Origin of the sequence: Neglectibacter caecimuris, from assembly GCF_034335015.1 — a bacterium.
Taxonomy (GTDB): Bacteria; Bacillota; Clostridia; order Oscillospirales; family Acutalibacteraceae; genus Acutalibacter; species Acutalibacter caecimuris_A.
The window spans coordinates 1-13,046 of sequence record NZ_JAWXXK010000010.1; the positions used below are offsets into that span (position 1 = coordinate 1).

The following is a 13,046-nucleotide window of genomic DNA, read 5'->3' on the forward strand; positions in this document are numbered from 1 at the left end:
TCGCTTCAGACATTGCTGAACGTGCCCCACTGGGGCACAGCAACCGCTCTGACCCGTTCTCGTTTGTCAACTCGGTCGTTGCTGGACGTGTGCCACCGGCACACAGCAACCGAGCCGACGGGCGAGAAAGCCAAGGGTGTGCGCTAAACTATTAAAGAATCATTTCGGAGAAAAAATATGGTAATGACCTTAGAGGCGGATTACGCCGTCAGGATCGTGGAATATTTGACAAAGCACCCGGAGCGCTGCGATGCGAAAACCATTTCAGAGCGGGTAAGCGTTCCCCTTCGGTTTTCCCTGAAGATTTTGCGGGATCTGGTGCGGGAGGGCATGGTTTGTTCCTTTAAGGGAGCAAAGGGCGGCTATACCTTGGCAAAGCCTCCGGCGGAGATCACCCTGCGGGAGGTGGTGGAATCCGTGGAGGGGCCGTTTATGCTCAGCCGCTGTCAAAAGGAGGAATACAGCTGCGGCCGGGCCCACTGCAAGCTGCACAGCATTTACGAGAAGATCTCCGAGGACGTGCGGAAGGAACTGGATTCCTACAATTTTGAAATGATCTGCGGAGAAGAGCGGGAGGCGTAATGATGGCGACCTACACCATGTTTTCTTTGCTTTTCGGCTGGGGAACCGCGCCGCAGACCTGGCTCCTTTTGTCCTTTTTCCTGCTGCTGGGGGCGGTGGTGCAATTTGTCGCGCTGAAGCGCTGCAGGCGCTTTGGGCGGTGGCTGCTTCCGACCCTGCTGCTCCTTTTGTGGTTCGCCCTGGAGCTTCTGACGCCCCAAACCGTAAACTACACGCAGCTCATCGGCCTTGAGGTGCTGGCCTTTATATTAGCCTGCCTTTTGGGAACCATGCTGGGAACAGCGCTGTTCTATCTGGCGGAGACCGTGAAGAACAGGAAAGAAAAGAGCGCGGAGGATCGATGAAACGGAACGATATATGAGAGACCGAAGGGCCTCTCACTGTCATCATTGAGCAGAAAGCAAGGAAAACCTTGCTTTCTCAGTGAAGGATCTCGTCCTTTGCCCTTTTGGGGGATTAAAGGACGAGATTCTTCGTCAAGAAAGCTATAGCTTTCTGCGTTCCTCAGAATGACAGTGGGGAACTGTTCTATAAATTGGAATTTAGCGGTTATCTGCACACCACCCTCCTGTCATTCTGAACGAAGTGAAGAATCTCGTCCTTCTTCCTTTTCCCGGAATAAAGGTCGAGATTCTTCGTCACTATGTTCCTCAGAATGACAGTGGGGAACTGTTCTATAAATTGGAATTTAGCGGTTATCTGCACACCACCCTCCCGTCATTCTGAACGAAGTGAAGAATCTCGTCCTTCTTCCTTTTCCCGGAATAAAGGTCGAGATTCTTCGTCACTATGTTCCTCAGAATGACAGTGGGGAACTGTTCGGTAAATTGGAATTTAGCAGGTAAGTTGCTAGTCGTGAGTAGTTAGTTGTTAGAAAGGGGAAAAGGCTCCCCCTTGTCATTACTGAACAAAAAGCAAAGCAAGCTTTGCTTTCTTTGTGAAGAATCTCGTCCTTTGTCCTTTTGCCCTGGAAGTAAGGACGAGATTCTTCGTAAAGAAGCGAAGCTTCTTTTCCTCAGTAATGACAAAAGAAGAGGGCTTGCTCTTCTCTAACGACTAACGACTAACAACTAACAGCTAACAACTAGTCCGCTAAACTACAATTTATTGCATTATCGTGACCTCCATTGCTAATTGCTCATTCCTTATTCCTCATTATACATAAATATATAGTCATTCTAGGGCGCCGGGGCCGGGTAATCTATTCGTGCCTCTGCCGTCTAAAAGCCGGTGTCTAAAATAAAAGTAAAAGCGCGTTGCGGAAAGAAACTGCAACGCGCCCTTTTTATATCAGCCCGAAAAATAAAAAAGAAGCCCGGGAAAGGGCTTGACAAAAGGAAAATGTTGTTATACAATAATATACTGCATCATAATGGGTTGAAGTATCCCCGTTACCTTTTTATTAGTATAACACAGGTGTGGGAAATAATCAAGACCCAACTGACAAAAAAACAATTTTTTTGTCGAGAATGCTCTTTTTGTGCAAGTTCCAGCAGAGGGCAGCGCCTTTGTCGGATTTGAAAGATCAAATATCTATTAAAAGAAAAGATTGGAGTGGCTGTGCCAATGGTGAATGTGAAACCGGTAAAATTAGGCAAGAATACTCGCATGAGCTTTTCCAAAATCGAGGAAGTTCTGAAAATGCCGAACCTTATCGAGGTTCAAAAGGATTCCTACGGCTGGTTCCTTCACGAGGGCCTCAAGGAGGTTTTCGAGGACGTTTCCGGCATTACGGACTTCAACAACAATCTGGTACTCGATTTTGTGGATTACAAGCTGGACGATAAGCCTAATTACAGCGTATCGGAATGTAAGGAACGAGACGCAACCTACGCCGCCGCTCTTCGGGTGACCGCGCGTCTGCTCAATAAGGAAACAGGGGAGATCAAAGAGTCTGAGGTCTATATGGGAGATTTCCCCCTGATGACCCAAAGCGGCACCTTTGTGATAAACGGCGCGGAACGCGTGATCGTTTCCCAGCTGGTCCGTTCTCCCGGCGTATACTATAAAATGGAATACGACCGTTCCGGCAAGGAGCTTTTCAGCTCCACCATTATCCCCAACCGGGGCGCCTGGCTGGAATATGAGAATGATGTGAACGATGTATTCTATGTCCGCATCGATAAAAACAGGAAAATGCCCATTACCGTGTTCCTGCGCTGCCTGGGGCTCGGTACCGATCAGGAGCTTTTGGGTTTCTTTGGTGACGATGATAGGATGCGCGCCACCATTGAAAAAGATACCTGTAAATCTGTGGAAGAAGCGCTGTTTGAGATCTATCGTAAGCTGCGCCCCAGCGAGCCGCCCACCATTGAAAGTGCGCAGGCCCATATCAACGGCCTGTTCTTCGATCCCCGCCGGTACGACCTGTCCCGGGTGGGCCGGTATAAATATAATAAGAAGCTGAATTTGGAAGGCCGTCTGGTAGGACAAACCCTTTCTCAGCCTGTGGTGAGCCCCGCCACCGGAGAGGTGCTGGCGGAGGCGGGCACTACTGTGAACCGGGAGCTTGCCATTCAGCTGGACGATGCCGGCGTTACCATGGTCACGGTAGAGCTTGACGGCAAAGAGGTCAAGATCATTTCCAACGGCATGGTTGATATTTCCAAATATGTGGATTTTGACGCCAAGGCAGAATGTGAAATCAACGAGCGTGTGAGTTTTCAGGTGCTGCAGGAGATTTTGGAAAGCGCCGGAGACGATCCGGCGGCGCTGAAGGCCGCCGTAAAGGCGCGCCGCAAGGATCTGATCCCCAACTATATCACGGTGGAGGATATTTTCGCGTCTGTCAACTATATGAACTGCCTGGCGGTAGGCCTGGGCGTTACCGATGATATCGACCACTTGGGCAACCGGCGCATTCGTTCGGTAGGCGAGCTGCTGCAGAACCAGTTCCGCATCGGCTTTTCCCGTCTGGAAAGAGTCATTCGGGAGCGCATGACCCTGCAGGCGCAGGATCTGGAAAGCCTTACGCCTCATTCCTTGATCAATATTCGCCCGGTAGTGGCCGCCATCAAGGAGTTTTTCGGCTCCTCTCCGCTGTCTCAGTTCATGGATCAGACAAATCCTCTGTCCGAGTTGACCCACAAGCGCCGCTTGTCCGCTCTGGGTCCCGGCGGCCTGTCCCGTGACAGAGCCAGCTTTGAGGTGCGCGACGTACACTATACCCATTACGGGCGTATGTGCCCCGTGGAGACCCCCGAAGGTCCCAACATCGGTCTGATCTCTTACCTTGCCACCTTCGCCCGGATCAATGAATACGGCTTTATTGAAGCCCCTTTCCGCAAGGTGGATAAAAAGACCGGCGTTGTCACCGATGAAGTGACGTACATGACGGCTGACATGGAAGACGATTTCATTGTGGCCCAGGCCAACGAGCCTTTGGACGAAAAGGGCCGCTTTGCCCGTGCCAAGGTGGTAGGCCGTTATCGAGATGAATTTGTGGAGGTAGAAGCCTCCAAAGCGGATTACATGGATATCACCCCCCGTATGGTGGTTTCCGTTGCCACAGCAATGATCCCCTTCCTGGAGCACGATGATACCAACCGTGCGCTGATGGGCTCTAACCAGCAGCGCCAGGCAGTGCCCCTGCTGAAAACGGAAAGCCCCATCGTGGGTACCGGCATGGAATATAAGGCCGGCGTGGATTCCGGCGTATGCGTTTTGGCCAAGCGGGGCGGTGTGGTAAAGTCCGTCAGTGCCAATCTGGTTCGTGTTACCGCGGATAACGGCGATATCGATGACTATGAGATCATCAAATTTATGCGCTCCAACCAGAGCACCTGCATCAATCAGGTGCCGGTAGTCTCTGTAGGCGAGCGGGTAGAGGAAGGCGATGTGATCGCCGACGGTCCCGGCGTCAAAAACGGCGAGATCGCCCTGGGCCGCAACGCGCTTATCGGCTTCATGACCTGGGAGGGCTACAACTACGAGGACGCCGTACTGCTCAATGAGAAAATGGTGCGGGAGGACGTTTATACCTCCATTCATATTGAGGAGTACGAAATGGAAGCCCGGGATACCAAGCTGGGTCCGGAGGAGATCACCAGAGATATCCCCAATGTGAACGAGGAGCTTTTGAAGGATCTGGACGACAGGGGCATTATCCGCGTAGGAGCGGACGTCCGTGCCGGCGATATTCTGGTAGGTAAGGTCACCCCCAAGGGAGAAACAGAGCTTACCGCGGAAGAGCGGCTGCTTCGCGCCATCTTCGGCGAAAAGGCCAGAGAGGTGAGAGATACCTCTCTCCGCGTGCCTCACGGTGAATCCGGCGTGGTGGTAGATGTGGACGTGTTCACCCGGGAAAACAGCCACGATGAGCTTTCTCCCGGTGTCAATAAGGTGGTGCGCTGCTACATTGCCCAGCGGAGAAAGATCTCCGTAGGCGATAAGATGGCGGGCCGCCACGGAAACAAGGGCGTTGTGTGCCGTATTATGCCGGAGGAGGAAATGCCCTTCCTGCCGGACGGCACTCCGCTGGATATCGTACTGAATCCCCTGGGCGTGCCTTCCCGTATGAATATCGGGCAGGTGCTGGAGGTCCATCTGGGCATGGCCGCCAAATCTCTTGGCTGGAAGATCATGACCCCCGTGTTCGATGGCGCGCAGGAATCCGATATCCGCGAATGCCTGAAAATGGCGGATATGAGCGAGGACGGCAAGTTCTGGCTGCGTGACGGCAGAACCGGCGAATACTTTGATAATCCCATTACCGTGGGTTATATGTATTATCTGAAGCTCCACCATCTGGTAGACGATAAGATCCACGCCAGAAGCACCGGCCCCTATTCTCTGGTAACGCAGCAGCCTTTGGGCGGTAAAGCCCAGTTCGGCGGCCAGCGCTTCGGCGAAATGGAAGTGTGGGCGCTGGAGGCTTACGGCGCCGCTTACACCCTACAGGAGATCCTCACTGTGAAGTCCGATGATGTGGTGGGCCGTGTCAAGACCTATGAGGCCATTGTCAAGGGCCAGAATATTCCTACGCCGGGTATTCCGGAATCCTTTAAGGTGCTCATCAAAGAGCTGCAGTCTCTGGGCCTGGACGTGAAGGTACTGGATCAGAACGATCAGGAGATCGACCTGAAGCAGAACTTTGACGAGGACGATGATATGGGCCTGGGCCGCGGCGGAGCCATGTTTGACGAGGAAAGCGTTGCCGACGATCTGGAGGGTTATTCCGTTGAAGACGCCGAGGATCTGCTGATGGACGGTGTTTTGGGCGATGGCGATGAGGACGAGGACTTCGATGAGGAAGACGCCGAGGACGAGGATTTCCTCATGGACGATGAAGACGATCTGGAATAAAGGGAGGAGACGATTAAGTTATGGAATTTAACACCTTTGAATCGATCAAGATAGGTCTTGCTTCTCCTGACAAAATACGGGAATGGTCTCACGGTGAGGTGAAAAAGCCGGAAACCATCAATTACCGTACCTTAAAGCCGGAGCGGGACGGTCTGTTCTGCGAACGGATCTTTGGGCCTACCAAGGACTGGGAATGCCATTGCGGCAAGTATAAGCGCATTCGCTTTAAGGGCAAGGTGTGCGACCGTTGCGGCGTGGAGGTCACCAGGGCCAAGGTTAGAAGAGAGCGCATGGGCCACATCGAGCTGGCAGCCCCTGTGTCTCACATCTGGTATTTCAAGGGTATTCCTTCCCGCATGGGCCTGATTTTGGATCTTTCTCCCCGGGTGCTGGAAAAGGTTCTGTATTTTGCTCTGTATATTGTTACCGATCCTGGCGATGTGCGGGAGCTTTCCAAAATGCAGACCCTTACCGAAAAGGAATACCGGGATTTGAAGGAAAAGTACGAGGACGATTTCCAGGCGGAAATGGGCGCCGAAGCCATTCAGAAGCTGCTCAGCGAGATCGATGTGGAAAAGGTCGCCCAGGAATTGAAGGACGAGCTGGAAACAGCCTCCGGCCAAAAGCGTGTGCGCATTTTGAAGCGCCTTGAGGTGGTAGAGGCCTTCCGCCTTTCCGGCAACCGCCCGGAGTGGATGGTCTTAAATGCTGTGCCGGTGATTCCCCCGGATATCCGGCCCATGGTACAGCTGGATGGCGGACGTTTTGCCACCAGCGACCTGAACGATCTGTACCGCCGCGTCATCAACCGCAACAACCGCTTAAAGCGCTTGCTGGAGCTGGGCGCGCCGGATATCATTGTCCGCAACGAAAAGAGAATGCTTCAGGAAGCGGTAGACGCTTTGATCGATAACGGCCGCCGCGGCAGGCCGGTCACCGGCCCCAACAACAGGCCGTTGAAGTCCCTTTCCGATATGCTCAAGGGCAAGCAGGGGCGGTTCCGCCAGAACCTGCTGGGCAAGCGCGTGGACTATTCCGGCCGTTCCGTGATCGTGGTTGGGCCGGAGCTGAAAATGTATCAGTGCGGCCTGCCCAAGGAAATGGCACTGGAGCTCTTCAAGCCCTTTGTGATGAAGCGCCTGGTGGAAACCGGGGCTGTTGGCAATATCAAGGCAGCCAGAAAATCCGTAGAGCGGGCAAAGCCCGAGGTTTGGGACGCGCTGGAGGTAGTGATCAAGGATCACCCCGTGCTTTTGAACCGCGCGCCTACCCTGCACCGCCTTGGCATTCAGGCCTTTGAGCCTGTGCTGGTGGAGGGCCGTGCCATGAAGCTGCACCCCCTGGTGTGTACCGCCTACAACGCTGACTTTGATGGTGACCAGATGGCCGTGCACGTACCTCTTTCGGCGGAGGCTCAGGCGGAGGCCAGGTTCCTGATGCTGGCGGCTAACAACCTTTTGAAGCCCTCCGACGGGCGGCCTGTTACCGTGCCCACCCAGGACATGGTGCTGGGCTCCTATTACCTGACGCTGGATAAGGAAGGCGAGCTGGGCGAGGGCAAGGTATTCCGCAATATGGAAGAGGCCCTGATGGCCTATGACGCGAAATATATCAGCCTGCAGGCAAAGATCAAGGTGCGCCGTACGGTGGAATTTAACGGCAAGCCCCTGACAGGCATGGTGGAGACCACCATGGGCCGTATGATCTTCAACCGCTCGATCCCTCAGGATCTGGGCTATGTGGACCGCAGCACGCCGGAAGGCGCCCTGCAGCTTGAGGTGGATTTCCTGGTAGGCAAGAAGCAGCTGGGGCAGATCATTGAGCGCTGTATCAAAATACACGGCACCGAGGAAACCGCCGAGGTGCTGGACGCGGTAAAGGCCCAGGGCTATAAATACTCCACCATCAGCGGCATCACCGTGGCTGTGGCGGACGCCACCACCCCGCCGGAAAAGGCGGAGTTTATCCGGGCCGCCGAGGAAGAGATCGATGAGATCACAGAGGAATACAATCAGGGCCTTCTGGCGGAGTCCGAGCGCTACAACGCCGTGCTGCGTACCTGGGAAAAGTGCACTGACGACGTCACCGCCGCTTTGCAGCGCGATCTGGACCGCTACAACCCCATCTATATGATGGCGGATTCCGGTGCCCGAGGCACCATGAGCCAGATCCGTCAGCTTGCCGGTATGCGCGGCCTGATCGCCAACACCTCCGGTAAGACCATTGAGATCCCCATTCGGGCCAACTACCGCGAGGGCCTGAACATTCTGGAATACTTCATTTCCTCCCGCGGCGCGCGGAAGGGCTTGACCGATACGGCTCTGCGTACCGCTGACTCTGGCTACCTGACCCGCCGCCTGGTGGACGTTTCCCAGGAGGTCATTATCCGCGAGGAGGACTGCGGCACCACCGAAGGCCTTGAGATCTTCGATATCACCGCCGGGCCCGAATCCATTGAGCCGCTGAGCGAGCGTTTGGTAGGCCGGTATCTGGTGGAGGATTTCTGTGATGAAAACGGCAATGTGCTGGTTTCCAAGGATAAAATGATGAACGACGCGGACGCCGCTTTGATCGTAGGTCACGGCGTGGAGCGCATCAAGATCCGCTCTGTGTTGAACTGCCGCGCTAAAAACGGCGTGTGCAAGAAGTGCTATGGCGCTTCTCTGGCAAACGGCCAGCCCGTTCAGGTGGGCGAAGCGGTGGGCATCATCGCCGCCCAGTCCATCGGCGAGCCCGGCACACAGCTTACCATGCGTACTTTCCACACCGGCGGCGTTGCCAGCGCGGAGGATATCACCCAGGGTCTGCCCCGTATTGACGAGCTGTTTGAAGGCCGCAGGCCCAAGCACGTGGCCATCATCAATGAGATCGACGGCAAGGTGACCTTCGAGGAGATCAAGAAAAACCGCCATGTTGTAGTGACCAACGAGGAAGACGGGGATTCCCGCTCTTACCTGATCCCCTTCGGCTCCCGTATTACCGTAAAGGAAGGGGAATATGTCAAGCGCGGCGCAAGGCTGACGGAGGGCTCCGTCAATCCCCATGATGTGCTGGCTATCAGCGGCACGGAGGAGGTTCAGAATTATCTGATCCAGGAAGTGCAGCGAGTCTACCGGATGCAGGGCGTGGATATCAACGATAAGCATATTGAGATCATCGTGCGTCAGATGCTCCGCAAGGTGCGCGTGGAGGATCCGGGAGATACCGATCTTCTGGTAAGCTCCCTGGCAGATAAAAACGAAGTGTTCTTCGCCAATGAAGAGATCCGCCGCCGGATCCAGGCAGGGGAAAGCGAGCTGAGGGAAGCCACCTATACCCCGATCCTGCTGGGTATTACCAAGGCTTCTCTGGCCACCGATTCTTTCTTGTCCGCCGCCTCCTTCCAGGAAACCACCCGCGTGCTGACCGATGCCGCCATCAAGGGCAAGGTAGATACCCTGCTGGGCCTGAAGGAGAACGTGATCCTCGGCAAGCTGGTGCCTGCCGGCACCGGTATGAAGTGCTATAGCGAGGTGGAGATCGAGCCCGATGTAGAGCCTGCCATTCAAGCGGTTCCTGAGGAGCTGGATTTTGAAAATACCCTGCCGGATATTCAGGCAGAAATGCCCACGGAGCTTCCGCTTTGAGAAAAGCGGCGGAAGAATAGCCGTTCGTGATCCTGGGCATTTTGAAAAAACATGCGAAATGCAGGAAAAAACTTGACAAAAAAGCACGCTCAGAGTATAATTACTTTCCGAGCGGCTTAGGGGGTATTCTGCCCTTTTGCAGAAGTATCCCGTTTCAGCCGCGCTTCGGGGAACTCCCCGAAGCGCTTTTCCTGTCTGTTTGGGCCGTTTTCGTATATTGTGATGGGACGGTGGGCAGTTTAATTCTGTACGCCTGAACATAAAATCAGAATCATTTTCAGAAAGGAGGAACACTATGCCTACTTTTAACCAGCTGATCCGCAGCGGACGTTCTGTCGCGGAGAAGAAGAGCAAGTCTCCTGCGCTGCTGAAGGGTTGGAACTCCAAAAAGCGTTCCGCGATTGATCAGGATTCTCCCCAGAAGCGCGGCGTGTGCACCACTGTGGGTACCAAGACCCCCAAGAAGCCGAATTCCGCTTTGCGTAAATTCGCCAGAGTGCGGCTTTCCAACGGCATCGAGGTCAACGCCTATATTCCCGGCGTGAGCCACAACCTGCAGGAGCACAGTGTGGTGATGATCCGCGGCGGCCGTGTACGTGACCTGCCCGGTGTGCGTTATCACATCATTCGCGGCACCCTGGACGCTCAGGGCGTTGCCAAGCGCATGCAGGCCCGTTCCAAGTACGGTGCCAAGCGTCCCAAGGCCGGCGCAAAGTAAGCTTCTTTTCTTGGGAAGCCATTCGTAAAGTCAAAGAAATTCGTGTGACTGCCCCGGCCTTGCCGGGGAAGGCAGTGTATCGTATAGATTCCTTATGGGATCTCGGTAGTTGCCGATTTTGTCAAACGGGAGTTATTTGCTTTCGAGTACCGATGATATCATTTTATGAAGGAGGGAAGAGTATGCCAAGAAGAGGCAATGTGGCAAAGCGCGATGTTTTGCCCGATCCCATGTACAATTCCAAGCTTGTCACCCGTCTGGTGAACAATATCATGCTGGACGGCAAGAAGGGGGTTGCCCAGAAGATCGTGTACGGTGCGTTCGGCATCGTGCAGGAGAAGACTGGGAAAGAGCCCCTGGAAGTGTTTGAACAGGCCATGGAAAGCATTATGCCCAGCCTGGAGTGTAAGTCCCGCCGTGTAGGCGGCTCCACTTACCAGGTGCCCATGGAGGTTCGGCCTGAGCGCAGGCAGACCCTGGGTCTGCGCTGGCTCACCGCCTATGCGCGGCAGCGTTCCGAGCGCACCATGCAGGAGCGCCTTGCCGGTGAGATCCTCGACGCTGTAAACGGCGCCGGCGGCGCTGTGAAAAAGCGGGAAGATACCCATAAGATGGCCGAGGCCAACCGTGCCTTCGCCCATTACAGATGGTAAAAGAATAAGCGGCACAAATCAATTTGTGCGCTGAAAGGAGGAAATCACCAGTATGGCAAGACAGGTAGCACTGGAACAAACCAGAAATATCGGTATCATGGCTCACATTGATGCCGGTAAGACCACTACTACAGAACGTATTCTGTTCTACACAGGTGTCAACTATAAGATCGGCGAGACCCACGAAGGCGCGGCCACTATGGACTGGATGGCACAGGAACAGGAGCGCGGCATCACCATCACTTCCGCCGCCACCACCTGTTTCTGGCCGGATCATCAGGGCCGGCAGAACCGTATCAATATCATCGATACCCCCGGCCACGTGGACTTTACCGTGGAAGTGCAGCGTTCTCTGCGCGTGCTGGACGGCTCCGTGACTGTTTTCTGCGCCAAAGGCGGCGTAGAGCCCCAGTCTGAAACGGTATGGCGCCAAGCGGACGAATACAAGGTTCCCCGCATGGCCTATGTCAATAAGATGGATATCATGGGCGCCGATTTTTATCGCGTGGTTCAGATGATGAAGGACCGCCTGAAGTGTAACGCTGTCCCGATTCAGCTGCCCATTGGCAGTGAGGATACCTTCAAGGGCATCGTTGACCTGGTGGAAATGAAGGCCTATGTCTATTACGACGACCTGGGCAAGGATATCCGCTGCGAGGAGATCCCGGAGGATCTGAAGGAGAAGGCCGAGCAGTATCACACCGAAATGGTGGAGCATGTCGCCGAGCTGGACGACAACCTGATGGACAAGTACCTCTCCGGTGAGGAACTGACCATCGAAGAGATCAAGGACTGTATCCGCAAGTCCACTATCGCCAATCATATGGTGCCTGTGACCTGCGGCACTTCCTATAAGAACAAGGGTGTTCAGAAGCTTTTGGACGCCATCGTGGACTATATGCCTTCTCCCGTGGACGTTCCCGCCATCAAGGGTGTGAACCCCGATACGGAGGAGGAAGTGGTTCGCAATTCTTCCGATGAAGAGCCCTTCGCGGCTCTGGCTTTTAAGATCGCCACCGATCCCTTTGTGGGTAAGCTGTGCTTCTTCCGCGTCTATTCCGGCCACATAGCCGCCGGCTCCACAGTATATAATTCTGTGAAGGACAACAACGAGCGTCTGGGCCGTATTCTGCAGATGCACGCCAATGACCGGAAGGATATCGACCACGTGTATGCCGGCGATATTGCCGCCGCCGTTGGTTTGAAGAACACTACCACAGGCGATACTCTGTGCGATGAGAAGCATCCGGTCATTCTGGAATCCATGGAATTCCCGGATCCCGTGATCCGTGTGGCCATTGAGCCCAAAACCAAGGCCGGTCAGGAGAAAATGGGCATCGCCCTTTCCAAGCTGGCGGAAGAAGACCCCACCTTTAAGGCATATACCGATGAGGAAACAGGGCAGACCATTATCGCCGGCATGGGCGAGCTGCATCTGGAGATCATTGTGGATCGCCTGCTTCGTGAGTTCAAGGTGGAGGCTAACGTCGGTAAGCCCCAGGTGGCCTATAAGGAGACCATTCGCAAGCTGGCGGATGTGGATACCAAGTATGCCCGTCAGTCCGGCGGTAAGGGCCAGTACGGCCACGTTAAGATCAAGATCGAGCCCAACCCCGAAAAGGGCTACGAGTTCGTCAACGCCGTGGTAGGCGGCTCTGTGCCGAAGGAGTATATCCCCGCGGTGGATCAGGGCGTTCAGGGCGCTATGCTGGCCGGCGTATTGGCCGGATATAATGTTGTGGACGTCAAGGTCACGCTGTACGATGGTTCTTATCACGAGGTGGACTCTTCTGAAATGGCGTTTAAGATCGCCGGCTCCATGGCCTTTAAGGAGGCTATGCGCAAGGCGGACCCCGTTTTGATGGAGCCCATTATGAAGGTCACCGTCATTACTCCTGAGGAATATATGGGAGACGTTATCGGCGACCTGAACTCCCGCCGCGGCATGATCTTGGGTATGGATGCCATTCCCGGTGCCCAGCAGGTAAACGCCGAGGTTCCGCTTTCCGAGATGTTCGGATACGCTACCGATATGCGTTCCAAGACCCAGGGAAGAGGCCAGTATACCATGGAGCCCGCTCATTATTCCGAGGTTCCGAAGGCCATTTCCGAGAAAATCATTTCCGAACGCGGGAAAAAGTCTGAATAAGCTGTAAATATCTC

7 protein-coding genes are annotated in these 13,046 nt (G+C 54.5%); all 7 read left to right on the forward strand.

Annotated features, from left to right (window positions below; all coding sequences use genetic code 11):
* The first annotated feature begins 177 nt into the window (after nt 1-177).
* The 7 genes from U8T64_RS12605 to fusA all read left to right on the forward strand — a co-directional run bounded on the left by U8T64_RS12605 (nt 178) and on the right by fusA (nt 13,032).
* A complete protein-coding gene (locus U8T64_RS12605; protein WP_322184004.1) occupies nt 178-582 on the forward strand; it encodes an RrF2 family transcriptional regulator in 405 nt (134 codons plus the stop codon).
* The gene (locus U8T64_RS12610; protein ID WP_322184005.1) at nt 582-926 is read left to right on the forward strand and encodes a hypothetical protein; all 345 of its coding nucleotides are present in this window, start codon (nt 582-584) and stop codon (nt 924-926) included. The genes U8T64_RS12605 and U8T64_RS12610 overlap by 1 nt, the downstream gene beginning before the upstream one ends.
* Nucleotides 927-2,148: 1,222 nt before the next feature.
* Complete coding sequence (gene rpoB, locus U8T64_RS12615) at nt 2,149-5,886, forward strand: DNA-directed RNA polymerase subunit beta (protein ID WP_322184007.1); 3,738 nt, start codon at nt 2,149-2,151, stop codon at nt 5,884-5,886.
* Nucleotides 5,887-5,906: 20 nt separating this feature from the next.
* A complete protein-coding gene (rpoC, locus tag U8T64_RS12620; protein ID WP_322184009.1) occupies nt 5,907-9,512 on the forward strand; it encodes a DNA-directed RNA polymerase subunit beta' in 3,606 nt (1,201 codons plus the stop codon).
* 295 nt (nt 9,513-9,807) lie between these two features.
* On the forward strand, nt 9,808-10,230 hold the full coding sequence (gene rpsL, locus U8T64_RS12625; protein ID WP_322184011.1) for a 30S ribosomal protein S12: 423 nt from the start codon (nt 9,808-9,810) through the stop codon (nt 10,228-10,230).
* A 182-nt stretch (nt 10,231-10,412) separates the two neighbouring features.
* Nucleotides 10,413-10,883 carry a 30S ribosomal protein S7 gene (rpsG, locus tag U8T64_RS12630; RefSeq protein ID WP_322184013.1) on the forward strand — a complete coding sequence of 157 codons (471 nt, stop codon included), beginning with the start codon at nt 10,413-10,415 and terminating at the stop codon, nt 10,881-10,883.
* A 52-nt stretch (nt 10,884-10,935) separates the two neighbouring features.
* The gene (gene fusA / locus U8T64_RS12635; RefSeq protein ID WP_322184015.1) at nt 10,936-13,032 is read left to right on the forward strand and encodes an elongation factor G; all 2,097 of its coding nucleotides are present in this window, start codon (nt 10,936-10,938) and stop codon (nt 13,030-13,032) included.
* The last annotated feature ends 14 nt before the right edge of the window (nt 13,033-13,046 follow it).